Origin of the sequence: Sphingorhabdus sp. EL138 (assembly GCF_945890115.1) — a bacterium.
Classification (GTDB): Bacteria; Pseudomonadota; Alphaproteobacteria; order Sphingomonadales; family Sphingomonadaceae; genus Sphingorhabdus_B.
The window spans coordinates 43,625-66,238 of sequence record NZ_CAMDCK010000008.1 but is presented as its reverse complement, the minus strand read 5'-3'; the positions used below and the strand labels follow the sequence as shown (position 1 = coordinate 66,238).

Sequence of the window (22,614 nt, the reverse complement as noted above, 5' to 3'; positions counted from 1 at the left end):
GCCTCAGACAGTAGCTTCGCGTTGATCCTCAATCGGTGGCGACGGCGTCTCACCTTCGCCATAACGGGGCAAAGCCTCGACCATAGGAATGTCTTCCAATTCACGCTTGCCGGTTTCGATGTTCAGATCGGCAAATTTTCGGCCCGTTGAAATGACATTGCGTTCGAAGCTGCCGACGAATTTATTATAGTTATTCACCGCCGACGACAGACCGCTGCCGACCGATTTCAGATGCTGTGCTGCAACAGCAATACGGTCATACATTTCCTTACCAAGTGCCCCGATTTGCTTCGCCTCGCGCGCTAGCCCTTCTTGCCGCCAGACGCTGGCAACAGTGCGGGCGATGGCCACCAAGTTTGTCGGCGTTGCCAACAACACCTTTTTGTCAAAGGCAAAGTCCCACAATTGCGGCTCATGCTCCAGCGCGGCCGCGAGGAAATGCTCGCCCGGCACAAACATGATGACATAATCGGGCGCTTCGGAAAATTGATCCCAATAAGCTTTGCGTGACAAGCCATCGATATGGTTTTTCATCGATTGCGTGTGGCGCGCCATGGCAACCCCACGCACATCATCGTCCACCGAATCAAATGCGTCCTGATAGTCGTTCAACGACACTTTTGCGTCGATCACCAACGTCCTGCCGCCGGGGACATGGATGACCGCGTCGGGCCGCAGTCGTAAGCCATCGCCAACATCGATACTGGTTTCCAGATCAAAATCGACATGTTCAGAAAGGCCGCAGCTTTCGAGTACATTTTTCAACTGCTGCTCACCCCAGCGACCCCGCGCCTTGGGCGCATTACGCAACGAGTTCATCAGGCCCGACGCGACGCTCGATACGCGTTCCTGACCCAATCGCATTTCGCCGATTAACCCCTTCAGGTCGCCATAGGCTTCGGTCCGGTCCTTCTCGATCTTGCCGACCTGCTCTTCATAGGCTTTCAGCTTTTCGCCTACAGGGCCAAGCAATTGCTTCAGCCGCTCCTCATTCTTCTCACCGGCTTGGTGGAAGCGTTCATCGGCACGTTGCAGGAACGCCGCCTGCGCTTCGCCCAATAATTTCTGCCCAATCTCACCAAATTGGGCGGACAGGTTTTCCTTCGCATCGCCCAACGCCGCGATCTGTTCTGCAAAGCTCCGCTCGCGTTCTTCCAAACTGGTTTCAAGCCGCGCCAAGCGGTCCTTGGCACCATCGCGTTCGAGCACCACCTGATCGAGCATAGCCCGCAACTGTGTGGTCGTTTCCTGCCCTGCTTTGCCAGCGCGGCTGCCCGCCAACCAGCCAAGCGCTAGTCCGCCCAACAAGGCAAAAATCACCACGACAATGACAATCAACGGCTCCAACGGCCACCTCCCAAATTAGAACGAAAATAGAACATAGCCCATGCTGGGCGGAGGTCAAGTAGCTTCGGCAAAGCTCCGGCGCGACTTCGTAACCCGGGCGTAGCTCATCATGCTCAGCGGAAGCAGGGCAATATAAATGACGCCGACACCGATGAGTGCAACCCACGGCGCCGCAACTAAGGTTGCGGTAAACAGACCCACGCCCGCCAGCGCCATGAAGCGCAGGCGGCGGCGCACCTTGATCGAAGACCAGCTATACGTCGCGACATTGGAAATCATTAACAGCGCACACAGCAGCAGCCATGGCGCAAGAAAGCGATAATCGCGCACCCAATCCGCGCCGGTTTCAAACCAGATCATCATGGGCAATAAAGCCAGCGCCGCGCCCGCTGGCGATGGAACACCTGTATTAAATCCAGCCGATTTATGTGGCTGGTTCTCGGTATCAATCTGTGCGTTAAACCTGGCCAGACGTAATGCTGCACACAGCACAAAGAATACCGATATGGTCCAGCCAAAACGCGGCATATCCTGCATGACCCAGATATATATTATCAAAGCAGGCGTCGCCCCGAAAGCAATCACATCCGACAGCGAGTCCAGTTCAGCACCGAACCGGCTTTCCCCCTTCAGCATTCGCGCGATGCGACCATCTATGGCATCGAGCACGCCGGCAATAACAATTGCGGCAACGGCATTTTCCCAACGGCCCTGCATGGCAAACCACGCACCCGACAATCCCGTACACAAAGCAAGCGCGGTGACCGCGTTCGGCGCAAGCGCGCGCAAGGATATGCCGGGACGGGAGGGATGCGCGTCCATCAATGCGCGACGGCGATCAGGTCCTGATCAACGCCGATTTCGGCGAGAACCGTTTCCCCTGCAACGCAACGCTGGCCCTTGATGACTCGCGACGACGTGCCATGCGGCAAATAAACATCAACGCGGCTGCCAAAGCGGATCAGGCCCACGCGCTGCCCATTGGCAACATTGTCGCCTTCTTTAACAAAAGCAACGATACGGCGCGCCACCAAGCCAGCGATTTGCGTAAAGCCAATGCGCACGCCATCGCTGCGTTCCACGAGAAAATGTTGGCGTTCATTTTCTTCGCTAGCCTTATCAAGGTCGGCGTTGAGGAATTTGCCCGCGATATACACGACGCGCTTAATAGTGCCGCGAATAGGTGTCCGGTTGATGTGCACGTCAAACACGCTCATGAAAATCGACACGCGCGTCATGGGCTGGTCACCCAAGCCATCAGGTCCGCGCAATTCCAGTGGCGGAAGGACTTGTTCGATCAACGTGACAAGCCCGTCGGCAGGTGCCACGATAAATCGCTCGTCGATCGGCGTCGCACGCACAGGATCGCGAAAGAAGGCCAATGTCCACACGGTGACGGCTGCCATAGGCCAAGCCAGCGTTTCCCATGCCATAAAGGCGAAAAACAGGGTTATGCCTGCGGCGATAAGGCCGAACTTGCGGCCCTCAGGATGGATGGGTGGAAAGGACCATTTCGCAACCCCGGTGCCCCGGTTTGTCAATTCTTGTCTGCTCATCCGGTCTAGCTAGGGGATGCGACACCATCTTACAACCTAAGATGCCATTTCAGCCATTTTCAGACAATATTGGGGATGCAGTTGAACATATGGCAGACTTTGCTATGGCACCGCTAAACATCCCATCTCCCTAATGGAAAGTGCTTTCTGCCATGGCAAAAATTAAGGTCAAAAACCCAGTCGTCGAGCTTGATGGCGACGAAATGACACGGATCATCTGGGAATGGATCCGTGAGCGACTCATTTTGCCATATTTGGATATCGATCTCAAATATTACGACCTTGGGATGGAGTATCGCGACAAGACCAATGATAAGGTCACTGTCGATTCCGCTAACGCCATCCGCGAATTCGGCGTCGGCGTAAAGTGCGCCACGATTACGCCAGATGAAGCGCGCGTCGAAGAGTTCGGCCTGCAGAAAATGTGGAAGTCGCCCAATGGCACCATCCGCAACATTTTGGGCGGCGTAGTTTTCCGCGAGCCAATCGTCATCGACAACGTACCGCGCTTGATTCCGGGCTGGACGGACCCCATCGTCATCGGTCGTCATGCTTTTGGTGACCAATATCGCGCTACGGATTTCTTGGTGCCCGGTCCCGGAACACTGCGTCTCGTATGGGATGGCGATGATGGCCAGAAAATTGACGAAGAGGTTTTCCGTTACCCTTCACCCGGCGTGGCGCTCGCGATGTACAATCTCGACGATTCCATCCGCGACTTTGCCCGTGCGTCGTTGAACTATGGCGTAACGCGCGAATGGCCAGTCTATCTGTCGACCAAGAACACGATCCTCAAATATTACGACGGCCGTTTCAAGGATCTATTCCAAGAAGTGTACGAAGCTGAATTTGCCGCAAAGTTCAAGGAACTCGGCATTGTCTATGAGCACCGTTTGATCGACGACATGGTCGCATCGGCGTTGAAATGGTCGGGCAAGTTCATTTGGGCATGTAAGAATTATGACGGCGATGTGCAGTCTGATCAGGTTGCGCAGGGTTTTGGCTCGCTTGGCCTGATGACCTCCATCCTGATGACACCAGATGGCAAGACCGTTGAAGCCGAGGCCGCGCACGGCACGGTTACGCGCCATTATCGCCAGCATCAGCAAGGTAAGGCAACCTCAACCAACCCGATTGCGTCCATTTTCGCATGGACGGGCGGCCTCAAATTCCGTGGGAAGTTTGACGATACGCCCGACGTCACGCGTTTTGCTGAAACGCTTGAAGAAGTCTGCATTCAAACCGTTGAAGATGGCCATATGACCAAGGACCTCGCGATCCTCATCGGCCCAGATCAGGCTTGGATGACCACAGAACAGTTTTTTGAGCAGGTTCGTGCCAATCTCGAAGTCAAAATGGGTAGCTGGATGTAACTCCAACACATTTGAATAAGTGAGAGCGCGGGGGGCAACTCCCGCGCTTTTTTATTGCCCTACCCTTTCTTTCTCCTGTCGCCTGTGCGTAAATGCAGGTCATGGCAGGTGAACTACAAACCGAAGGCATGAGCGATCTGCTCGTCATTTTGGGTGCAGCGGGAATAGTCATCCCTGCTTTTGCCAGGCTTCGCATCACGCCTATCATCGGTTTTATATTGGTCGGGATAATGGTTGGCCCGATGGGGCTTGGATCCTTGGTGCCAGTTTACCCAATGCTCGAATGGGTGACCATCACCAATCCGGAGGCTATTCAACCCATAGGCGAATATGGCATTATATTGTTGCTGTTCTCCATCGGTCTTGAGCTATCCTTCCGCAGATTATGGAAGATGCGACGCTTGGTGTTCGGCGTCGGTGCGGCACAGTTATTTGGCGCTGGCCTGATTATTGCGGCTGGTTTGTATGCCTTCGGATATGACGCAACCGCCGCCATCGGCATTGGGGTTGCATTAGCGCTCTCGTCGACGGCTTTGGTACTCCCCATATCCGGCACGCATTCCGCCGTGGGTAAGTCGGCTTTGGCCATGTTGCTGTTCGAAGATTTGGCCATTGTGCCGATAATATTCGTTTTGGGGGCGTTGGCGCCACAAGCCGGCGCGGATTCATGGTCAGGTCTCGTCGCTATATTGTGGCAAGGTGGCCTTGTCATCGTCGCCATGCTTGTGCTTGGCCGATTCTTCCTGCCCCGCTTATTCGGACAAGCCGCACGCACAAAAAGCCCTGAGTTATTTGTATCGGTCAGCTTGCTCGTTGTCATTGTTGCAAGTCTGGCGACGGGCGCGGTCGGCCTTTCGCCCATCGTGGGCGCAATGATCGCTGGCCTGTTAATCGCCGAGACCGATTATCATGCAGAAGTTGAGGTTATGACTGCACCCTTCAAAGGGCTGGCGCTGGGTGTCTTTCTCATCAGCATTGGGATGCAGGTCGACTTGCGTTTCGTCGCCGCCAATTGGGCCGCTCTGGTTGGCGCTGTGGCGGCTGTGGTGCTTGTTAAAGCCGCTGTGACCGCAAGTTTGTTGAAGTTGAACGGGGCACGCACCGGCACCGCGGCCGAAACAGGCGTCCTTATGGGCAGCCCGTCCGAAACGACCCTCATCGTCTTGGGCGTCGCGGGCGCAGCGCAGATCATCGACACTGCTACCGTTAATTTCTGGCAAGTGGCCACTGCAATTGGTCTAACGATCACGCCGATTTTGGCGCGTATCGGTCATGATATGGCCCGCCGTCTGGAATTACGCGAGAGCGATGAAGAGGTGCAAGAACAAGACACGTCGCAGGAACCACGAACGGTCGTGATCGGCTTTGGCCGGGTAGGAAAACTGGTGGCGGACATGCTGACGATGCATGGCCAACCATATATCGCCGTGGAATCCAATGTCGACGTAGTAACAGACGCGCGGCGTGCGGGGTACAAGGTGGTTTATGGTGACATCTCACGGCCCGAGACGTTGGATAAATTGAACTTGGGCCATGCCAAGGCGCTGATCCTGACAATGGACCAGCCGGTATTGGCCGAACATATCGTCAAGCGCGTTCGTAAATGGTTGCCCGATATCACAATTGTGGCGCGCGCCCGTGATCCAGATCATGCCGCGCGGCTCTATCAAGCAGGCGCGACCGACGCCGTACCCGAAACGCTGGAAAGCTCGCTCCAGTTATCCGAAGCGGTTCTGGTGGACTTGGGCGTTCCCATGGGCCCAGTGATCGCGTCGATTCACGAAAAGCGCGATGAGTTCCGGCGTCAGATTAAGGAAGCCGGAGGCCTTGATGAGGCCCCCAAGCTGAAACTTACCTCTTAACCAGCAATCTTCGCCTTAATCGCATCCAACGCCGCCTGTGCCAATTCGGCACCTGCAGGACCGCCGCCTTGCGCCATGTCAGGGCGTCCACCGCCGCCTTGCGCGCCCATGGCCTCTGTTGCCGCCCGCACAAGGTCAGGCGCATTTATGGTGCCATGCAAGGCAGGCGAAACGGCAACCACCACCGTGTTGCTGTTTTCATTCGCAGCGATGATGGCCACGATACCCGTGCCAATGGCCTTCATTTGGTCATCGGCAAGGCCGCGCAGCATTTTTGGCTCAATGCCCGCGATAACTTGCCCCATGAAGGTGATATCACCGATGTGTTCGGCCTCTGCCTTTGGACCACCGCCACCTGACAAAGCGAGCGCGGTCTTGGCTTCGGAAAGCTCCTTCTCCAACCGCTTGCGATCGTTAATCAGCGTTTCGATACGCACGCTTACTTCGTCCGGAGCAGTCTTCAACATTGCGGCCACATTTTTCAACTGCGTCTCACGGCCAACAAGCCATAAGCGCGCCGCCTCTCCCGTCAGCGCCTCGATGCGGCGGATACCGCTTGCCACCGCGCCTTCGGAGATGATCGTGAGCAAAGCGATGTCGCCCAATGCATTGACATGGGTGCCGCCGCACAGTTCCAACGAATAATGCGTGTTCTCGCTCTTGCCCATGGTTAGCACGCGAACTTCTTCGCCATATTTTTCGCCAAACAAGGCAAGTGCGCCAGCGGCGACGGCGTCATCGGGGGTCATCAACCGCGTCGTCACCGCGTCATTGCCGCGGATTTGCGCATTTACATCTGCTTCGATCATCGCAATCTCTTGCGGCGTTACCGCTTGGTTATGCGAAAAGTCGAACCGCAAGCGATCTGGTGCAACCATGCTGCCCTTTTGGCTAACATGCTCACCTAAACGGTGGCGCAATGACGCATGCAGCAAGTGCGTGGCGCTGTGGTTGGCGCGCAACGCGTCACGACGCTGGATGTCGATTTTCAGCGTGACGAAATCGCCGACTTTAATTTCGCCTGCGCCAATCGTGACTTGATGCGCGTGCAAACGGCCCAATGGCTTTGCCGTGTCGGTCACTTCACCGCGCATGTTACCACTAGAAATCACGCCAGCGTCACCCATCTGTCCGCCGCTCTCGCCATAAAATGGCGTCTGGTTGGTAATGACCGTGATAGTGTCATTGGCGACCGCCGATTGCACCTCAACGCCGTCATTGACGAGTGCAACAACTTGCCCCTCGCCTTCGTTCGCGGCATAGCCTGTAAACTCGGTGCTGCCGACACGTTCAGCAATGTCAAACCACACATCGTCCGAAGCCTTCGCGCCCGAACCCTTCCATGCGGCCCGCGCCATCGCTTTTTGACTGTTCATCGCGGTTTCAAAACCCGCCTGATCAATCCCAAAACCTTGCGCACGCAATGCGTCTTCGGTCAGGTCATAGGGAAAACCATATGTGTCATATAACTTGAACGCGGTATCGCCCGCCAGAATATCGCCCGGCGTCATGCCAGCGGTCGCTTCGTCGAGCAGCTTAATGCCCTTATCAAGCGTCCGGCGGAATTGGGTTTCCTCTTGCTTCAGCGTCGCCTCAATCATGGGCTGCGCGCGCAGCAATTCGGGGTAGGCCGCACCCATTTCGGCGGCAAGGCTTCCGACCAGACGGTGCATCAGCGGTTCTTTCGCGCCAAGAATATGCGCATGGCGCATGGCGCGACGCATAATCCGCCGCAAGACATAGCCGCGACCTTCATTCGACGGCATCACGCCATCGGCGAGCAGAAAGCTGGTCGAACGTAGATGATCCGCGATGACGCGATGGCTGGCTTTTTGTTCGCCAACCGCCTTTGTGCTGGTGAGTTCCTCAGACGCGTTAATCAATGCCTTGAACGTATCGGTGTCGTAATTGTCCGTTACGCCCTGCATGACGGCAGAAATGCGCTCTAGCCCCATGCCCGTATCAATAGACGGCTTTGGCAATGGCACGTCGGTGCCGTCATCCTGCCGTTCAAACTGCATGAATACGAGGTTCCAGATTTCGACAAAACGGTCACCATCTTCGTCCGGACTTCCGGGAGGCCCACCGAAGATATGGTCGCCATGGTCGTAGAATATTTCGCTGCATGGTCCGCATGGCCCAGTGTCGCCCATCGACCAGAAATTGTCGTTGGTGGAAATTCGGATGATCCGTTCTTCAGGCAGGCCGGCAATCTTGCGCCACAGGTCGAACGCCTCATCATCGGTATGATAGACGGTGGTCGTCAACCGCGCTGGGTCAAGCCCCCATTCCTTGGTCAACAATGTCCATGCATGGGTAATCGCCTGCTCTTTGAAATAATCGCCGAACGAAAAATTGCCGAGCATTTCAAAAAACGTGTGGTGCCGCGCCGTATAGCCCACATTATCGAGGTCGTTATGCTTGCCCCCTGCCCGCACACATTTCTGGCTTGAGGCTGCACGCGGCGTTTCGCGACTTTCCAGGCCCGTGAACACATTCTTGAACGGCACCATCCCAGCATTGACGAACATCAATGTTGGGTCATTATAGGGCACGAGCGGTGCAGACTGCACTATGTCATGATTGGCACCACCGAAATAATCGAGGAAGCCACGGCGAATGTCATTGGTCGAGGTCATAATGACTGCGACTTAGGGAACGACTCGCCGTGCTGCAAGCCGGATGTGCAGTTTGCGGTCGCTATCACGCATAGGCATAAGGTCCGCCCTTTTGCAGAGCGGCCTGATACGCGGGGCGAGCATGGATTTTTTCGACGAAAGCAGTGAGATTCGGTAAGTTCGCCGCCCGGCCCATTTTAACCGCGGCTTCAGCCGGAAAGCTCATCATAATGTCAGCGCCCGTGAGGCTGTCGCCAACGAACCAACCCGTCGCTTTCAAAGTATCTTCCATGAACGCAAAATGGCTTTCAAGCTGCTGATTTATCCGCGGATGCAAGGGTGCAGCAGCATCGCCCAAACGGGCCGTATACAGGTTCAGCAAGATCGGCGTCATCGCCGAGCCTTCGGCAAAATGCATGAACTCCAGATAGCGGATATGTGCATCCGTGCCGCGAACAGGGACAAGATGTGCGCCATTATGCCGTTCGCACAGATATTCGACGATTGCGCCAGATTCGGAAATGGTTTTGCCGTCATCTTCAATCAACGGCGACTTGCCCAAAGGGTGCACGTTCAAAAGCGCTTCGGGCGCAAGATTGGTCACAGCATCACGCGCATGATGGCGGATTTCATAAGGAAGGTTCAGTTCTTCGAGCAACCACAAGATACGTTGCGAACGCGAATTGTTGAGATGGTGTAAGATGATGGTCATGGTTGCTTCCTTATGGATGGTCGTAATTTTGATGCATTTGCGCGGCGATTTCGCGCACCAGCTTGGCGGCCACGATGGCGGTAATGTCGTTCACGTCCCGCGCGGGGTTAAGTTCAACAATATCTGCGCCGACAATCTGCCCGCGTTGCTTGGCGATAATGGACAGGACTTCGCGGATCGTTAAGCCGCCGGGCTCTGGATGTGCCACGCCGGGCGCTTCGGAAGGATCAATGCCGTCAAGGTCGATGCTGATATACAACGGGCCATCAAGGATGGGCACCATCGCGACTTCGAAATTGAGTATCGGCAGAATTTCGACATTATACCGATCCGCCTGTTCGCGGCAGTGCCTATTCAACGTGCGAATGCCGACCTGCACGATACGCTTTGCATGACCCGCTTCCAATATGCGCGCAAAGGGCGAGGCATGGCTGCGCGGGTTGCCTTCGAAATCAGCATATATATCCGGATGCGCATCAAAATGCAGAATGTTCAGCGGTCCATAACGCGCCGCCAGCGCCGCAACGATGGGGTATGTCACCGCATGATCACCGCCCAGCAACAACGGGATAGCATCTGCGTTCACGGTTTCGGTCACCGCCTTTAGAATCAATGCGTCATCGGCGGCGCAGTCAACATCCGATAAGGGCAAATCTCCGAGGTCCTTGAGCATGACGTCAGTGCCAATTTCAAGGCCGGATTGCGCGGATAGATTGCCTCGGTCGCTCCACAATGCCGCGCGGATAGCCGGTGGCGCCAATGCGGCCCCACGCGCGAACGAACTGTTTTGATCAGTCGGTAAACCGATAAGATGAATGACGGGCCTCATGCCGACCGTTGTGCCCCAGCCAATGTGCCTGTCAAGAACTTAGGCCCGTGCGTCCGCCGATGCGGCACGCAAAGAAAAAGGCAGCATCTACCAACCAGCATATAAATGACCCGCCCCGGGGTGGACCAGGACGGGCCAAAAGCAGCAGCCTCAGGCAAGGCCGCGCTTGTTCGTAAAAATCTTAAGCGTCGTCTTCCGCGTCTGGCCCGGTCATCAGGACCTCAGCGACTTCTTTTGTCTTTCCGCGAATGGCTGCTTCCAACCGAGCCGCAACCTCCGGATTTTCGGTCAGATAGCTTTTCGAATTCTCACGACCTTGGCCAATACGGATCGAATCATAGCTAAACCAACTACCCGATTTTTCGACCAATCCCGCCTTCACACCCAGATCGAGCAGTTCACCCGTTTTGGAAATGCCTTCGCCATACATGATGTCAAATTCGACCTGTTTGAATGGCGGCGCGACCTTATTCTTTACAACCTTCACACGGGTCGCATTGCCAACAATATCTTCGCCTGCCTTGATCTGGCCTGTGCGGCGAATATCCAAACGCACCGATGCATAGAATTTCAGGGCATTGCCGCCCGTCGTGGTTTCTGGCGAACCATACATCACCCCAATCTTCATACGAATCTGGTTGATGAAGATGACCATGCAGTTCGAACGGCTGATTGAACCTGTAATCTTGCGCAGCGCTTGGCTCATCAAGCGCGCCTGCAAACCCACATGGCTGTCGCCCATTTCGCCTTCGATTTCTGCGCGCGGAACAAGTGCCGCCACCGAGTCGATCACGATGATGTCCACTGCGTTTGAACGCACCAACGTGTCGGCAATCTCGAGCGCTTGTTCACCGGTATCCGGCTGCGACACGATCAAATTATCTACGTCTACGCCAAGCTTCTTGGCATAGCCGGGGTCAAGCGCATGCTCTGCGTCGATGAAGGCCGCTGTACCGCCTGCCTTTTGCGCCTCTGCAATTACGTGCAGGGTCAATGTCGTCTTACCCGAACTTTCAGGACCGTAAATTTCAATCACGCGTCCCTTGGGCAATCCACCAATGCCAAGCGCAATGTCCAGCCCAAGCGAGCCGGTCGAGACGGCATCAATGCTGATCGCCTCGCGGCTGCCAAGCTTCATCGCCGAACCCTTGCCGAATGCGCGATCAATCTGCGCCAAAGCTGCTTCTAGGGCCTTTTCACGTTCCGAATTTTTCATACCGTTTGCCTGATTCCCATCAATTATCTTGAGACTTGCTGCCATTTTTCCACTCCTTAGCGTCATGCCTGCTCCGAAGGACTTCCCCGGAACGCATCCTTTGTACGCTTTCTGTTCTAAAAGAACAAGAGTGGAACAAATAAATTTACATGTTGTTTTTCAGTACCTAACCTAATTGCCCTGCGCAAGCACGTCGTTGACCGCCTCGGCAATTTGCTGGACGGAAAACGGCTTAGCCAAGAAAGCGACATTGTCGAGACTGATCGTTTCGCGCAGTCGGCGGCGATATCTTGTTCAAATTGGCCCCTTACCCGATAAAATCATGCTGCTTAGACTTAAGGTACAGTTTACCATAGCCTTGGGCTGGAACGCATCGGACCATTTGTCAAGATTTCGTAATCGCCATGCAGGTTCTTCCAATGGGCTGTGCGAATTTCTTGAAACTGAATAATACATCAACCATCTGATATAATTTACATTAAGTTGCATCGAAGCCGATTGACGTGTGTTGATGGGGCAGGTTATCAAATGCTTGGCCGCAGGAGCAGGCATATGCGCGTTTTACCGGTAGTTTTTGCGCTTTTTGCAACGATGTTGACTATCTACGCTGCGTTCTACGCGCTCTTTGCGGTGGTTACGGCGGCGCATTGGGCTGAGGAGCTCGGGATTGACGTTCACATAATCACGCACTCAATGCTGTTATTGGCTTCGCTTCTCATTGTTTTGCCACGGCTGAAACATGGAATTACCGTTTTGCGCAGCAGGTTCCGTTGAAATAAAATCACAGCTAAACAGAACCAACTTCCCTGCTTTAATCCAACCAGTGCATTATCTGCCCGACGAAAGTGACTTCGACCGGCGGCGCCATTTGGCACTTACCCGCCAGCGCCAAAACCAAGCAGCAACGAAGTAACCAACGACCGCAGCAACGATTGAAATAATGGCGAGCCCAGCTATCCCCTGAACGAGTGCAAGCGGCGCTTCATTCCAGACATAGTCGCCCCAAGCAGATAAGGGCGCGGCCGTTTCAACGAGTTCGTAAAAGCGCCCGGAACCGTTGTTTAGCCGCAAAACGGATTCACCAACATAGATCGACCCAAAAAATATGAACGGCGTGGTCGCTGGCATGCTGAGAAAAGTCATCGCCGCGCCGATTGGAATATTGGCGCGGAGCGGCAACGCCAATAATGCGACGCCGGCAATTTGAACACCAGGTACCAAAAGGAAAATGCCGACGAGCAGGCCAAGCGCGACGCCGCGCGGCACCGACCGGCGCGTAAATCGCCACAATGCCGGGTGGAAAACACGTTGCGCAAAAGGACGCAGAAAACGGCTGCGTTCAAAGCTGTCGCGAGTCGGCGCTTGCTTATGTAACCAGGCGTTGAATTTGCTCATCCGCGATCCCGCATAATTCTTCCTTGTTCCCGCTTCCAATCGCGCTCTTTTTCCGTCGCACGCTTGTCTGGGGCCTTTTTACCCTTTGCCAACGCCAGCTCCACTTTCGCCCTGCCCCGGCCGTTGAAGTAAATCGACAGCGGAACGAGCGTCATACCTTGACGCATTACAGCTCCATGTAGCTTGTTTATTTCACGTTCATTAAGGAGTAATTTGCGTGGGCGCTTCGGTTCATGATTGAAACGGTTTCCGTGGCTGAATTCTGGAATATTGGCGTTAATCAGCCAAATTTGATCATCACGAACTTCGGCATAACTCTCGGCAATTGAGCCCTCGCCAAAGCGTAAGGACTTTACCTCCGTACCAGTCAGGACAATGCCAGCTTCATATTTGTCATCGATATGAAAGTCATACCGCGCCCGCCGGTTTTCGGCGACCGTTTTGACCTTGTTAAATGCTTCCGGCTTTGGACGAGTCATTAGATGAGACCTGCATTCTCCAAAGCGGCATCAACCTGACGACGACTTGCCTCACTCGGCGGCGTCATTGGTAAACGCAACTCCGTCGGGAAGCCTTCGATTACCCGAGACAAAGCATATTTGATTGGACCAGGGGACGCATCAGAAAACAATGACAAATGGAGGGGATAGAGCTTGTCATTCAGTTCACGCGCCAAATAATAGTCACCTGAGGCACAGGCCGCTTGAAACTCAGCGCATAGTTTCGGCGCGACATTCGCCGTCACCGAAATACAGCCTTTTCCTCCCGCCGCATTGAACGCAAGCGACTGTTCATCGACCCCTGACAACAGACAGAAGTCCGGCCCACAAGCCAAACGATGATCGGTAACGCGCGGCATGTCGCCACTGGCATCCTTAATGCCGATTACGGTCGGTAACTTTGCCAGACGGGCAACGGTTTCTGGCTTGATATCCGTCACCGTACGCGCCGGCACATTGTAGAGCAGTATCGGCAGTTCGTTCTTTTTCGTCATATGTTCGAAATGCGCGTAAATACCCTCTTGGTTTGGCCGGTTGTAATAAGGCGCAACCACCAATCCGGCGGCAGCCCCGCTTTTCTTGGAAAAGTTGAGGTGCAGAACAGCGTTGTTCGTGTCGTTTGATCCGCAACCCGCGATAACAGGCACGCGTCCAGCAGCTTGCTCTATGCATATCTCAATAACGCGATGATGCTCCGCGTTAGACAGCGTCGACGCCTCTCCAGTGGTTCCTGCGGGCACAAGCGCGCTTGAGCCTTGCTCGATTTGCCAATCGATCAACGCACGAAAATGCTTTTCGCTAAACGCTCCGTCGCAAAAAGGAGTCACTAGAGCCGGTATTGATCCGGAGAACATATTATAAGACTTTCATTCTGATCCAAATTGAACGCTAAGCTTACTACAGTCGCTTGTTCAGCAATTGATAAGGATGGGGTCCATAATATGTCCGGCATGGTAAAGCATCTCATTTCCGCATCCGTGCTGATTATTCCATTTATTGCGTCCGCATCCGCACAGAAATCCGACGGGATTATATGGCAAAGCGGCACCGGCACCGGACAAATATCCACGCCATCCGGACAAATATTGTCTACACTGGTCATTTACGACCCAAGCGAGGGTAAAATCCCCGCCGCGCTGCAGCGTTGGAAAATGTTAAGCGCACCCGGCAATTATAGCTTTAACGATTACGCCTCATTTTTGATGCTCTACCCCGATTGGCCAAATGCCGATGACATGCGCAAAAAAGCGGAACAGGCGATCAATCCCCTGTCTTACTCTCCTAACCAAGTCGTGGCTTATTTTGACCGGTTGCCGCCAGTCAGCAATGAAGGTCGCGCAAAATTTGCGTTGGCGCTGGATAGTGTTGGCGACAAGGCCCGCGGTGAAGCGCAAGCGCGCGAGGCATGGCGCGGCGGCGCATTGAGCGACGAAGATGAAGGACGGGTTTTCCGCATTGCCCGCGGCACGCTGACCTCTGCTGACCATGATGCACGAGTCGACCGGTTGCTGTGGTCAGGGTTGACGCGCGGCGCCGAACGCTGGATCGCTTTTACCTCGCCGCAGCGTCGCCCCGCATTTGTGGCGGCATTGGCAATGCGGATAAAGTCCCCCGATGCCGACTTAAAGGTGCAAGAGGCAGGCGCTTTAGCAAGCAGCGAAGCCAGTCTTCTGGCGGCCCAAGCGGACGCAATGCGGGCCGCTGGTAACGGCTTGGCTGTGCGCGAATTGCTTGCAAACCGACGGAATCTGGCCGCACCCGTGCCCGTCCTCAAGGATTGGTACCAATTGCTGCTGACGCAAGCACGCGCGTCTGAAAATGATGGTCAATATGACATGACCTATCGCATCGCCTCTCGTGTGGACGACGCCGTCCCTGCTGGCCTTATATTGGCGGATCAGGATCTGGCTACGCGTGATCGATATACCAGCCTCACTTGGCTGGCCGGATCGGTGGCTATGCACCGCTTGGGCCGCCCGCGTGATGCCGTAAAAATGTTCGAACTTTATGCGACTGCCGCAAAAACTGCACAAACGCGATCAAGGGGTTTTTACTGGGCTGGCAAGGCCGCAGCCAAGGCGGGAGACCCGTCAGGCGCGACGGGCTATTATGAAAAAGCAGCGGCATTTTATGAGAGCTTTTTTGGCCAGTTGGCCTTGGAGCAGCTGCGTCGTCCCTTGCCGCAAGTTCCGCGCGTGGCAGCCACCCCGCCAATTCTGGCGGACGGCAATGTTCCCCCTGTGCATTTGGCAGCAGCCCTGGCCGCAAAATATGGCAGCTGGCGTGACCAGAGCAACTTTTTCAGGGCCATTGCCCGCCACGCGGATGACCGTGAGGAATATACGGCTGCGATTGGCCTGTCGCAAAAGCTTGGCCGTCCGGATCTGGCCGTCATGGCGGGTCGTGCAGCGCGCACCGATGGCATCCCAGATTTGCTGGGTAACAGCTACCCCACCGTCAATGTTCCAGCGGCGCATAGCCAGACCTGGACGCTCGCCCATGCAATCATGCGTCAGGAAAGCCAGTTTGACCGCGCCGCCGTCAGCCACGCAGGGGCCCGCGGCCTGATGCAGTTGATGCCCGGAACAGCGCGGGAGACATCGGGCAAAATCTCAATGGCCTATCGTCCTGATGCGCTGACCGTTGATACCGATTACAATATCGCCTTGGGTGCCACCTATATTGAGCGCATGCTCGATTATTATGACGGAAGTTATCCCTTGGCCATCGCTGCGTATAATGGCGGTCCAGGCAATGTGAACAAATGGCTCCGTGCTTATGGCGACCCACGCACAGGTAGTATCGATATCATGGATTGGATTGAGAAAATCCCGCTCAGCGAAACCCGCGATTATGTCTATCGCGTTTTGGAAAATGCAGTGATGTATGACCATCTTCACCCCGAAAAGGCACGCGTGCGCTCGGCAACGCCGCTCAGCACCTATTTGGGCAAGCCAACGCCGGGTTAATACCCACCCTTTCGGCTCGAGCGGGGTCAAGGTATCGCTAGGTCACGCCGCACTTCTGGGCTCTCTCGACTCTCCTCGCCCCGAACGGCTAAGGCGGATGCATGGCCGAACGCACCAACCCGATTACCCCAGCCGGATTCGCGGCCTTACGCGAACGCTATGAACAGCTGTTCGCCATCGACCGACCCGCAGTGGTTGAAATCGTCCATTGGGCCGCAGGCAATGGCGACCGAAGCGAGAATGGCGATTATATCTATGGCCGCCAAAAGCTCCGCGCGATTGACCGGGAATTGGGTCAGCTGTCCAAAAAGATGAAAGTCGCCCAAATACTCGACCCATCCAAGCAAGAGGACCGAAGCCGCATATATTTTGGCGCGTGCGTTACGATTGCGGATGTCGATGACGTGGAACGCACGATCACAATCCTTGGCGACGATGAAGCGGATGCCAGCAACGGACGCATAGGCTGGAACGCACCCCTTTCCCGCGCCTTACGCGGCGCGCGCGTGGGGGATGTCAAAACTGTGAATTTGCCGACAGGGCCCAAAGAATGGGAAATAATACGGATAGACTATCCCTTGGGGGAATAGCCAATCGTCCGCTGCGCCAAAGCCACGACCGCTGGATCAGCCTCTGGAAATTCCGGCGGCACACTCTTCTCTAATTCTGCGATAACATGCGTAAGGACCGCAATCCGAGCCGCCTTTTGATTATTGCCGTCGATAACGGTCCAAGGTGCCCAATGCGTATGCGTGCGCTTGAACATATCCTTTAGCGCGTCGAGATATTCCTCCCGCTTTTCGCGATTGCGAAAATCTTCTGCAGTGACTTTCCACCTTTTGGTTGGATCATCCAGCCGTTCTGTCAGAACCTTGTCTTGTATTTCAGCAGTCACATGCAAGAATATCTTGATAATCTTCGTGCCGATTTCGCCTTGGCGCGATTCAAATTCGTTGATTTCGTCATAGCCGCGCCGCCATTCGGCTTCGGTGCAAAATCCCTCAACACGTTCCACAAGTACGCGGCCATAATGGCTTCTGTCCCAAATGCTGATTTCCCGTTTGCCCGGCAATTTATTCCAGAAGCGCCACAGGAAATGCTTGTCCTTTTCTTCTAAGGTTGGCGCAGAAATAGGGAAGACCTGATAAAATCGCGGGTCAAGCAAAGAGGTCATGCGCTTAATTGCACCACCCTTGCCTGCGGCATCCCAGCCTTCGACGATGATTAAGGTGCGCGCTTCATGCAGAATGTGCAGTGCCTGCAGCTCGGACAAGCGGTCCTGAAGACTTTTCAGGTCCTTATCATAAGCGCCGTCATATATTTTACCGGCTTCAAACTGGGAAAGGTCGATAGACATTCTAGCTTTCCAGCATCTATTGCGCGGACAAACAAGCGAAAGCGCAGCTCTGTCCCCAAAAGGGACAGATCCTGCTGCTCAACTTATCCCTGAAATCAGGCCTTGGGCGGCTGCTCCACCACGCGAATATGCAATTCGCGCAGTTGCTTGGCCATCGCAGGCGACGGCGCACCCATCAAAAGGTCTTCCGCCCGTTGGTTCATCGGGAACAAGGTGATTTCACGCAAATTCTGAACGCCACACAAAAGCATGACCATCCGGTCCACCCCTGCGGCCATGCCGCCATGCGGTGGCGCACCAAATTGGAATGCGCGATACATGCCGCCAAAGCGCGCCTCAACGTCGGCCTGCGTCAGCCCAGTCAGTTCAAACGCCTTGACCATCAAATCGGGGTGCTGGTTCCGGATCGAGCCTGAGGCAAGCTCATAGCCGTTACAGACCATGTCATATTGATAGGCCTTGATGGTGAGCGGGTCCTGCGTTTCGAGCGCCTGTAGCCCGCCCTGAGGCATTGAGAAGGGGTTATGGGCAAAGTCGACCTTTTTGTCTTCTTCGCTCCATTCGTAGAATGGGAAGTCGATTATCCAGCAAAAACGGAACGCGTCCTTTTCAATCAGGTCAAGTTGCTCGCCCGTCCGCGTACGCGCCGCGCCAGCCAGCTTTGCCGCTTGCTCTTCCTTGCCAGCGGCGAAGAAGCAACCATCATCAGGTCCAAGGCCGATCGCGTCGTACAGCGCGCGCATTCCCTCTTCGCCATGGTTCTTGGCGATTGGGCCGCCAAACTCGCCACCCTTACGGGTCACATAGCCTAGTCCGGCGTGACCTTCGCTGCGCGCCCATTCGTTCATGTCGTCGAAGAATTTACGGCTCTTATCCGCTGTTTTTGGCGCAGGAATAGCGCGGACAACGCCGCCGCCGTCAACAATGCGTTCAAACAGACCGAAGCCCGAGGTTTTGAAATGGTCCGTAACGTCGTGGATGATCAGCGGGTTGCGCAAGTCCGGCTTGTCAGTGCCGTAATCCAGCATCGCCTTTGAATGCGGGATGCGCGGGAACTGTCCGGCGGGTGTCACTTTTTTGCCGTCGGCAAATACCTCAAACACGCCCGCCATCACGGGTTCCATCGTGTCCCAGATTTCTTCCTGCGTGACAAAACTCATTTCCAGATCAAGCTGGTAAAATTCGCCCGGCAAACGGTCGGCGCGCGGGTCTTCATCGCGGAAGCATGGTGCGATCTGGAAATAGCGGTCGAAGCCGGCGACCATCAACAGCTGCTTATACTGCTGTGGCGCTTGCGGCAGCGCAAAGAATTTGCCTGCGTGGATGCGGCTTGGCACGAGGAAATCGCGCGCGCCTTCAGGGCTGGATGCAGTCAAGATGGGCGTTGAATATTCCGTGAAGCCGATATCTTCCATCCGGCGGCGCGTTTCGCGAATGATCTGCGTGCGCTTGACGATATTGGCGTGGAGCGTTTCGCGGCGCAAATCGAGAAAGCGGTATTTCAATCGCGTTTCTTCGGGATATTCTTGCTCACCGGCAACTGGCAATGGCAGTTCTTCCGACTTGCTCAGCACCGTGACGCTGCGGGCAAAAACTTCAATCTGCCCGGTCGGCAGATGGGCATTGACCGTGCTTGCGCTGCGGGCCTTCACCTCGCCATCAATGGTGATGACGCTTTCGAGGCGCAACGCCTCTAATATCGGTAAAGCGGGGCTGTCGGTATCGGCGACGATCTGGGTCATGCCATAATGGTCCCGCAAATCGACGAACAACACGCCGCCATGGTCGCGCTTACGGTGGACCCAGCCCGACAGGCGGATGGTTTCGCCCACATGGGAATCGCGGAGTTCGGCGCATTTGTGCGTACGATAAGCGTGCATTGTTTACTCAATTCAAAAAAGCTGTGGAAAGCGGGCCTGTCAACAGTGCAGCGGCACTTTGTCAAGTCGTGAATGGGTGCTAGGGCGATGCCCAATGCAGATTCATCCACTCATCACTGACAGCAAACGCCTCGCCGAATTATGCGCACGCCTTGCACAATCGCCTTTTGTTGCGGTCGACACCGAATTTATGCGGGAAAATACATATTATCCCGACTTATGTTTGGTGCAATTGGCCGACGCCCATGAGGCCGCGGCGATTGACCCCAAGGCCGAAGGTCTTGACCTGACGCCAATGCTTGAGCTGCTGTGCGAAAATGAGGATGTGTTAAAGGTTTTCCACGCAGGTGGCCAGGATATCGAGATATTCTTCAACCTGACCGGCAAAACCCCGCACCCCATGTTCGACACGCAAATTGCCGCCATGGCGCTGGGTCAGGGTGAACAAGTCGGTTACTCGAACCTTGTCGACCTGTGGATGGGTATCCAGTTGGACAAGGGCGCCCGCTTTACCGATTGGTCGCGGCGTCCGCTGGACAAACGCCAAATCGATTATGCCATTGCGGATGTAACGCATTTGTCGGTTATTTTTCCGATGATGTTGGAAAAGCTTAAAACTACTGGCCGTGGCGCGTGGTTGAATGACGAGATGGAGCGCATTTCCGACGCCGCCAATTATCGCAATGACCCTGAAAACGCGTGGGCACGGATTAAGGTGCAATCGCGCAAACCTGACGTGCTTGGTCGGCTTCAAGCCATGGCTGCTTGGCGCGAGAAAGAGGCGCAGCGCAAGAATATCCCGCGTGGCCGCATTATGAAGGATGAAACGCTGGCCGATATCGCCGCGCATCCCCCCAAAAGTCAGGCGGATCTGCCCAAAGTGCGTGGCCTTTCGCCCGCATGGCGTGACAATGACATAGGTGCGCGTCTGATCGGAGTGATTGAAGCGAGCCAGCCTATGGCGCGTGACAATTTGCCAGACCGTGCCCGATCGTCCCCTAGCGGTGGCAAAGACGGTTCGCTGGTCGCGGATCTGCTAAAGCTGTTACTCAAAATCCGATCACGCGAAATCAACGTAGCCCCGCGCTTGATTGTGCGGACGGAAGAACTTGAGCGCTTGGCTGCGGGCGAGCGCGAAGACCTTGAAGTGTTAACGGGATGGCGTTTTGACCAATTCGGGCGCGATGCTCTGGATCTTGTGGAAGGTCGGTTGGCCTTTGCCGTGGTCAACGGCAAGCTCAAGATGACCCTCACACATGAAGAAGATATGGTGCGCGAAACGCCGGCTTAGATCCTGAACTTAGATCAGTCTTCGAGAACTTTTTTTACCAAGGTCAAATTTACGGGCGCATTTTCCGAGAGCGCCATGGCGTTTGCAGATCGCGCAAATTTCTCAATGGCAACATAGCTACGTTTGATACGCCGCTTCACATAGCTTAAGGCATCGATGCTGATCGCAGCGCCCCGGTCGGCGAGCTGTTTTTGCAGCAATTGTTCAATCATCTCATCATCCGGCGGCGCAATGTCGAGCAACATTGCCGCGCCTAATCGCGACTGCAAATCGGGCAGTGCAATATTCCATTCCGCAGGTTGCCAACGCGATATCAATAACAATGGCACGCCGCTTTCTTGTGAACGGTTCCACGCATTGAAAAGTGTTTCGTCGGAACTGGCTTGGGCTTCATCGATGACAGTGCCATTCTGTCCCGAGAAATACCGCGCCATCAGCGTTTTTCCGGAGCGGGCTGGCCCAGTTAAGATCGCACAACGCTTGGCCCAGCTAGCCGCCTTGGACAGTCCGGCAAAGGCCGCTGCATTCGAATCCGTGATGATGAGGCTGGACGACGCGCCACCGCGCAACTCATCCAAGGGCAAAGCAATTTGACGCATCGACCCGCTAAATGCGCTTATGGCCGGGGCTGAGGCGCAGAAGGGGCCTGCCCCTCTGGCACAATAGATCTGACGACGTCATCAAGCGATGGCGCGGCGGGTTCCTGTGACGGCGCGCCAGTTTCATCCAAAGCCGCAGCGTCTTCGACTTCGCTCTCCAAATCCTCGCCCTCAACCACTTCGGGTTCAAGGACCAAAGATGCATCCGCCCGCAAGCGCCCTGAGGCTAAGGCCGATTGGAACAATTGATCCATCCGCATCACTGCCTGATCCATCATCGCAGGAATGCCAGCGCTGCCCGTCGTGCGCAGCGTGAATGCACCCAGAAACTTGTTATCGGGACCATAACGCGCCGAAAAACGACCTATGACTGGACCACCCGGCCATTGCCGTTCAATCCGCGCGATGGGAATGATAACGTCCGCCGCACCGAATTGGTCAAGGATCGTGCGCCACCAAATGCGACTGCGGCGTTCCGGTTGGCCTGCATTTAACAAAAGCGACTCGCCACCTGCCCCGCTTGGGCGGACATAATCGATGGTGCTGTCTGCGGTACGAAATTTGGCCCAGCTTCGTTGCCATGATGTCCGCTGTTCAAACACCGTGGGTGCACCTGCGGAATAGGTCACGGGCAACAACATCAAAGGCGCAGAACGCCTTGCAACGCCGCTGACGCCCAGCAACTGACCTGCGCGCGCACGGTCAAATAGGACGCCCAGCTTTGCAACATAACGGCGTGGGCCAATTTGTTCCTGTTCCACCACAATCGCGGCGGTAATGCCGTCCAATGTCGAATCGGACAGGCCAGCCCCTACTTCATTATGGGTTTTGCGCCACAACGCCGCCCATGCAATGCGCTGCGCCTGCTCCCATCCCTTTTTTCGTGCTTCAAAGGCGTTGTCGCCAACCACGTTGACCGAAACGCCGGTAACTTCAAAGTCGCCGGCGCTCGCAATCGGCGCAATACCGCGCTTTGGCCCTTCAATTTGCGCAACGACGATGCCACCGCCAACCAGCGCCAAAGGCAAGCCGATTGCAGCAATGCGGAACCAATTCTTGGGCAAATTTGTCATCTCGTCACCTTTAGGCGACATAGACGTGGAATTCCAA

20 protein-coding genes are annotated in these 22,614 nt (G+C 55.2%); 6 read left to right on the top strand and 14 right to left on the bottom strand.

Translation table 11 applies throughout. The features are described 5' to 3' along the window. Positions 1 to 3 precede the first annotated feature (3 nt). From Q0O07_RS05345 to Q0O07_RS05335, 3 genes are all read right to left on the bottom strand, one after another. The gene (locus Q0O07_RS05345; protein ID WP_295491364.1) at positions 4 to 1,338 is read right to left on the bottom strand and encodes a DNA recombination protein RmuC; all 1,335 of its coding nucleotides are present in this window, start codon (positions 1,336 to 1,338) and stop codon (positions 4 to 6) included. A 63-nt stretch (positions 1,339 to 1,401) separates the two neighbouring features. Further along, positions 1,402 to 2,169 (bottom strand): phosphatidylcholine/phosphatidylserine synthase, encoded by a 768-nt coding sequence (locus Q0O07_RS05340; protein WP_295491257.1) that lies wholly within the window; start codon positions 2,167 to 2,169, stop codon positions 1,402 to 1,404. Beyond that, positions 2,169 to 2,903: a phosphatidylserine decarboxylase gene (locus Q0O07_RS05335; protein WP_295491255.1), complete on the bottom strand. Its 735-nt coding sequence runs from the start codon at positions 2,901 to 2,903 to the stop codon at positions 2,169 to 2,171. The genes Q0O07_RS05340 and Q0O07_RS05335 overlap by 1 nt, the downstream gene beginning before the upstream one ends. Before the next feature lie 152 nt (positions 2,904 to 3,055). Between Q0O07_RS05335 and Q0O07_RS05330 the strand changes: the two genes are divergently transcribed. Next, the gene (locus Q0O07_RS05330) at positions 3,056 to 4,276 is read left to right on the top strand and encodes an NADP-dependent isocitrate dehydrogenase (RefSeq protein ID WP_295491253.1); all 1,221 of its coding nucleotides are present in this window, start codon (positions 3,056 to 3,058) and stop codon (positions 4,274 to 4,276) included. A gap of 101 nt (positions 4,277 to 4,377) precedes the next feature. Then, positions 4,378 to 6,138: a cation:proton antiporter gene (locus Q0O07_RS05325; RefSeq protein ID WP_295491251.1), complete on the top strand. Its 1,761-nt coding sequence runs from the start codon at positions 4,378 to 4,380 to the stop codon at positions 6,136 to 6,138. Here Q0O07_RS05325 and alaS read toward each other — a convergent pair. The 4 genes from alaS to recA all read right to left on the bottom strand — a co-directional run bounded on the left by alaS (position 6,135) and on the right by recA (position 11,558). Beyond that, positions 6,135 to 8,777 carry an alanine--tRNA ligase gene (gene alaS / locus Q0O07_RS05320; protein WP_295491249.1) on the bottom strand — a complete coding sequence of 881 codons (2,643 nt, stop codon included), beginning with the start codon at positions 8,775 to 8,777 and terminating at the stop codon, positions 6,135 to 6,137. The two genes, Q0O07_RS05325 and alaS, sit on opposite strands and share 4 nt — an antisense overlap. A 64-nt stretch (positions 8,778 to 8,841) precedes the next feature. After that, positions 8,842 to 9,468, bottom strand: coding sequence for a glutathione S-transferase (locus tag Q0O07_RS05315; RefSeq protein WP_295491247.1), 627 nt, complete (start codon positions 9,466 to 9,468; stop codon positions 8,842 to 8,844). A 10-nt stretch (positions 9,469 to 9,478) separates the two neighbouring features. Further along, a complete protein-coding gene (gene speB / locus Q0O07_RS05310; protein ID WP_295491245.1) occupies positions 9,479 to 10,297 on the bottom strand; it encodes an agmatinase in 819 nt (272 codons plus the stop codon). 181 nt (positions 10,298 to 10,478) lie between these two features. Next, entirely contained in the window at positions 10,479 to 11,558 is a 1,080-nt protein-coding gene (recA, locus tag Q0O07_RS05305) for a recombinase RecA (RefSeq protein ID WP_295443637.1), read from the bottom strand. Between the two features lie 507 nt (positions 11,559 to 12,065). Here recA and Q0O07_RS05300 point away from each other — a divergent pair. Next, a complete protein-coding gene (locus tag Q0O07_RS05300; protein WP_295491243.1) occupies positions 12,066 to 12,287 on the top strand; it encodes a hypothetical protein in 222 nt (73 codons plus the stop codon). Positions 12,288 to 12,341: 54 nt separating this feature from the next. Here Q0O07_RS05300 and Q0O07_RS05295 read toward each other — a convergent pair whose 3' ends face one another. From Q0O07_RS05295 to dapA, 3 genes are read right to left on the bottom strand one after another with little or no spacing between them, the layout of a single operon-like run. Further along, on the bottom strand, positions 12,342 to 12,908 hold the full coding sequence (locus Q0O07_RS05295; protein WP_295491242.1) for a DUF2062 domain-containing protein: 567 nt from the start codon (positions 12,906 to 12,908) through the stop codon (positions 12,342 to 12,344). Next, positions 12,905 to 13,387, bottom strand: coding sequence for an SsrA-binding protein SmpB (gene smpB, locus Q0O07_RS05290; protein ID WP_125230014.1), 483 nt, complete (start codon positions 13,385 to 13,387; stop codon positions 12,905 to 12,907). Before smpB ends, Q0O07_RS05295 begins: the two co-directional genes overlap by 4 nt. Continuing rightward, entirely contained in the window at positions 13,387 to 14,262 is an 876-nt protein-coding gene (gene dapA / locus Q0O07_RS05285; RefSeq protein WP_295491241.1) for a 4-hydroxy-tetrahydrodipicolinate synthase, read from the bottom strand. Before dapA ends, smpB begins: the two co-directional genes overlap by 1 nt. 87 nt (positions 14,263 to 14,349) lie before the next feature. Here dapA and Q0O07_RS05280 point away from each other — a divergent pair, with 87 nt between their 5' ends. After that, positions 14,350 to 16,377, top strand: a complete 2,028-nt coding sequence (locus Q0O07_RS05280) for a lytic transglycosylase domain-containing protein (protein ID WP_295491240.1) — start codon at positions 14,350 to 14,352, stop codon at positions 16,375 to 16,377. A 101-nt stretch (positions 16,378 to 16,478) separates the two neighbouring features. Next, a complete protein-coding gene (locus tag Q0O07_RS05275) occupies positions 16,479 to 16,967 on the top strand; it encodes a GreA/GreB family elongation factor (protein ID WP_295491239.1) in 489 nt (162 codons plus the stop codon). Here the strand turns inward: Q0O07_RS05275 and Q0O07_RS05270 are convergent. Together Q0O07_RS05270 and aspS are read right to left on the bottom strand one after the other, a co-directional pair. After that, a complete protein-coding gene (locus Q0O07_RS05270; protein ID WP_295491238.1) occupies positions 16,949 to 17,734 on the bottom strand; it encodes a polyphosphate kinase in 786 nt (261 codons plus the stop codon). The two genes, Q0O07_RS05275 and Q0O07_RS05270, sit on opposite strands and share 19 nt — an antisense overlap. Positions 17,735 to 17,829: 95 nt before the next feature. Then, a complete protein-coding gene (gene aspS / locus Q0O07_RS05265; RefSeq protein ID WP_295491236.1) occupies positions 17,830 to 19,614 on the bottom strand; it encodes an aspartate--tRNA ligase in 1,785 nt (594 codons plus the stop codon). A 94-nt stretch (positions 19,615 to 19,708) separates the two neighbouring features. Here aspS and rnd point away from each other — a divergent pair, with 94 nt between their 5' ends. Further along, positions 19,709 to 20,905, top strand: a complete 1,197-nt coding sequence (rnd, locus tag Q0O07_RS05260; RefSeq protein WP_295491234.1) for a ribonuclease D — start codon at positions 19,709 to 19,711, stop codon at positions 20,903 to 20,905. 14 nt (positions 20,906 to 20,919) lie between these two features. Here the strand turns inward: rnd and Q0O07_RS05255 are convergent, their stop codons facing one another. Further along, positions 20,920 to 21,504 carry a DnaA/Hda family protein gene (locus tag Q0O07_RS05255; RefSeq protein WP_295491232.1) on the bottom strand — a complete coding sequence of 195 codons (585 nt, stop codon included), beginning with the start codon at positions 21,502 to 21,504 and terminating at the stop codon, positions 20,920 to 20,922. A gap of 17 nt (positions 21,505 to 21,521) precedes the next feature. After that, complete coding sequence (locus Q0O07_RS05250; RefSeq protein ID WP_295491231.1) at positions 21,522 to 22,577, bottom strand: heavy-metal-associated domain-containing protein; 1,056 nt, start codon at positions 22,575 to 22,577, stop codon at positions 21,522 to 21,524. Positions 22,578 to 22,614 lie beyond the last annotated feature (37 nt).

Bases quoted from the DNA above. Each gene is read 5' to 3' on its own strand.
- Q0O07_RS05325 (WP_295491251.1), top strand. From the start codon at position 4,378: ATGGCAGGTGAACTACAAACCGAAGGCATGAGCGATCTGCTCGTCATT.
- recA (WP_295443637.1), bottom strand. From the start codon at position 11,558: ATGGCAGCAAGTCTCAAGATAATTGATGGGAATCAGGCAAACGGTATG.
- speB (WP_295491245.1), bottom strand. From the start codon at position 10,297: ATGAGGCCCGTCATTCATCTTATCGGTTTACCGACTGATCAAAACAGT.
- Q0O07_RS05250 (WP_295491231.1), bottom strand. From the start codon at position 22,577: ATGACAAATTTGCCCAAGAATTGGTTCCGCATTGCTGCAATCGGCTTG.
- smpB (WP_125230014.1), bottom strand. From the start codon at position 13,387: ATGACTCGTCCAAAGCCGGAAGCATTTAACAAGGTCAAAACGGTCGCC.
- Q0O07_RS05315 (WP_295491247.1), bottom strand. From the start codon at position 9,468: ATGACCATCATCTTACACCATCTCAACAATTCGCGTTCGCAACGTATC.
- Q0O07_RS05275 (WP_295491239.1), top strand. From the start codon at position 16,479: ATGGCCGAACGCACCAACCCGATTACCCCAGCCGGATTCGCGGCCTTA.
- Q0O07_RS05340 (WP_295491257.1), bottom strand. From the start codon at position 2,169: ATGGACGCGCATCCCTCCCGTCCCGGCATATCCTTGCGCGCGCTTGCG.
- Q0O07_RS05335 (WP_295491255.1), bottom strand. From the start codon at position 2,903: ATGAGCAGACAAGAATTGACAAACCGGGGCACCGGGGTTGCGAAATGG.
- Q0O07_RS05300 (WP_295491243.1), top strand. From the start codon at position 12,066: ATGCGCGTTTTACCGGTAGTTTTTGCGCTTTTTGCAACGATGTTGACT.
- dapA (WP_295491241.1), bottom strand. From the start codon at position 14,262: ATGTTCTCCGGATCAATACCGGCTCTAGTGACTCCTTTTTGCGACGGA.
- Q0O07_RS05295 (WP_295491242.1), bottom strand. From the start codon at position 12,908: ATGAGCAAATTCAACGCCTGGTTACATAAGCAAGCGCCGACTCGCGAC.
- aspS (WP_295491236.1), bottom strand. From the start codon at position 19,614: ATGCACGCTTATCGTACGCACAAATGCGCCGAACTCCGCGATTCCCAT.
- alaS (WP_295491249.1), bottom strand. From the start codon at position 8,777: ATGACCTCGACCAATGACATTCGCCGTGGCTTCCTCGATTATTTCGGT.
- rnd (WP_295491234.1), top strand. From the start codon at position 19,709: ATGCAGATTCATCCACTCATCACTGACAGCAAACGCCTCGCCGAATTA.
- Q0O07_RS05330 (WP_295491253.1), top strand. From the start codon at position 3,056: ATGGCAAAAATTAAGGTCAAAAACCCAGTCGTCGAGCTTGATGGCGAC.
- Q0O07_RS05255 (WP_295491232.1), bottom strand. From the start codon at position 21,504: ATGCGTCAAATTGCTTTGCCCTTGGATGAGTTGCGCGGTGGCGCGTCG.
- Q0O07_RS05270 (WP_295491238.1), bottom strand. From the start codon at position 17,734: ATGTCTATCGACCTTTCCCAGTTTGAAGCCGGTAAAATATATGACGGC.
- Q0O07_RS05280 (WP_295491240.1), top strand. From the start codon at position 14,350: ATGTCCGGCATGGTAAAGCATCTCATTTCCGCATCCGTGCTGATTATT.